The organism is Intrasporangium sp. DVR (genome assembly GCF_040365325.1).
In the GTDB taxonomy this organism is placed as follows: Bacteria; Actinomycetota; Actinomycetes; order Actinomycetales; family Dermatophilaceae; genus Intrasporangium.
Map to the genome: position 1 here is coordinate 1 of NZ_BAABZW010000053.1, position 1,979 is coordinate 1,979.

Here is a 1,979-nt window from a genome sequence, read left to right on the forward strand (position 1 = left end):
CCCGGTAGGTGCGTGCGGCGACCTGGCAGCCCTGCTCGGACAGGACCCGACAGACCGACTCGACCGCATGACCCTTGGCCCGCATCTCATCGATGAAGCCCATGGTCATCGCCCTCGGGGGTCGAGCTCCCCGATGCTCCTATGTCAAGGTCGGGACTCACGCAGCCTGCTGGACGTGCGTGGAGGCCAGGATCTGGTCGGCCTTGAGCGCTGAGTAGATCGCGTCGGAGAGTCGTCTTCGCAGCAGTCGGAGGGCGGCGACGCGGTCCTTTCCGCGAGCTTCGACCTTGGCCAGGTAGGCCTTGCCGGGTCCGACGCCGCGCGCCTGGGTCACAGCCATCATGTGCAGGGCGTAGTTCATCTGGCGGTTGCCGCCCCTGTTGAGGCGTACCTTTCCGGCCGAGGCGCCGGACCACACGGGCACGGGGGCGGTGCCGGTGAAGCGGGCGAAGGCGTCCTTGTCGCGGAACCGGTGGACGCCGGCAGTCTCTCCGATGATGACGGCCGCGGAGAGCACGCCGCAGCCGGGCAGCGACAGCAGGGTCGAGGCCTGGGCATGCACGAGGGCCTTCAGCTCCTTCTCGATGTCCTTGATCTCCTCACTCAGGTCAGCGATCCGAGCCACGAGCTTGCACGCCAGGCGGGCGACAATGCCCTCCTGGGTGTCGAGGAAGTCCTGGACGCGCGCCCGGGTGTTGGCCTGACGCAGACTGCGGGACGGTAGTGCTAGGTCGGGGTCCAGCTCGTGCAGGTGCCAGCGCAGCTGGCAGCACGCGCGGGTGCGCTGCATGACCAGGTCACGTCGGTAGTCCGAGAGCAGCTTGACCTGGCGAGCAGGGCCGTCGAGCTCAGCGACTGGCAGGCCGGGGTGACGCAACGCAGCGACCGCCGCGGCCTCGGCGTCGATCGGGTCGGACTTGCCCGGCGTGCGTGCCCCGCGTCGTGCCCCGGCCATCAACCGGGTTGGTACCCGCACCACGCGCTGCCCGGCCCGCAACAGGTCACCCTCCAACCGTCTGGTCAGGTGACGGCAGTCCTCGAGCGCGAAGGTCACCTCGTCGAAGCGGGCAGCCCAGGTCAGCAGCTGCAGGTGCCCGTCGGTGTTGGCGCGCAGGGTGCACTCACCGAGCCGCCGACCGACGTCGTCGACGGCTACGAAGGTGTGGGTGCGTTTGTGGGAGTCGGTGCCGATCATCACCATGGTCGTGGTCCTTCTGCTCGATACTGGATGGACGTCCTGGTCGCCGGGTGCGGCGGGCACGCCTCAATCCAGCCCGGAGCAGGCTCCTATCAAGCCACGCCACGCCCGACGGCCAGGGCGTCCGGTCGAGCCGCACATCGGACGAGCAGCCAGCGACGAGGTCTGCCGCGGCAGCGAAAAAAGGAGCGAACCCGACCGGACACCATCAGCGTGACATTGACGCGAAAAAAGCCGCGGACGTCTTTAGGATCTCGTTAGCCCGCCGCAGCTCGCGAACCTCTCGCTCGAGCTCGACCAGGCGCTGCGCGTCATCGGTCGTGGTGCCCGGCCGGACGCCGTCGTCGACCTCGGCCTGACGTACCCAGTTCCGCAGAGCCTCGGGGTGCACGCCCAACTGGTCGGCCACCCGTTTGATCGCCCCACGAGCCGACTCAGGGTCGGCCCTGGCATCCAACGCCATCCTCGTCGCCCGCTGCTGCAGCTCAACGCTGTACTTCCTCGGTGCTGCCATGACTCTCATCATCCTTCCCAGGATTGAGAGCCTCCATCAGACCTGGGGCGATTCAATCACGGCTGAGGGGACGGGCCCGGGAGGACACCGGGGCGCGTCACTGTCATCCTGCGCGGCCGGCTCACAGCCCCACACCGACACTTCGGATCAGTCACTTCCCGGACCCGCCACCACCAAGGATAGAACCCATCTCAAGACCCCCGCTTGACAGAGAAGGGAGCCAATAGCGGCTCTTCAACTTTGAGCGTGGCGCTCTGGGTGTTCACG

2 protein-coding genes are annotated in these 1,979 nt (G+C 67.7%); both read right to left on the reverse strand.

Going from position 1 to position 1,979, the window contains the following annotated elements; translation table 11 throughout:
• Positions 1–157 precede the first annotated feature (157 nt).
• Complete coding sequence (locus tag ABWV20_RS19255; RefSeq protein WP_353358093.1) at positions 158–1,201, reverse strand: IS110 family RNA-guided transposase; 1,044 nt, start codon at positions 1,199–1,201, stop codon at positions 158–160.
• Positions 1,202–1,406: 205 nt separating this feature from the next.
• Positions 1,407–1,712 carry a transposase gene (locus ABWV20_RS19260; RefSeq protein WP_353358095.1) on the reverse strand — a complete coding sequence of 102 codons (306 nt, stop codon included), beginning with the start codon at positions 1,710–1,712 and terminating at the stop codon, positions 1,407–1,409.
• Positions 1,713–1,979 lie beyond the last annotated feature (267 nt).

Coding starts and splice junctions, on each gene's coding strand:
- ABWV20_RS19255 (WP_353358093.1), bottom strand. CDS start 1,201: ATGGTGATGATCGGCACCGACTCCCACAAACGCACCCACACCTTCGTA.
- ABWV20_RS19260 (WP_353358095.1), bottom strand. CDS start 1,712: ATGGCAGCACCGAGGAAGTACAGCGTTGAGCTGCAGCAGCGGGCGACG.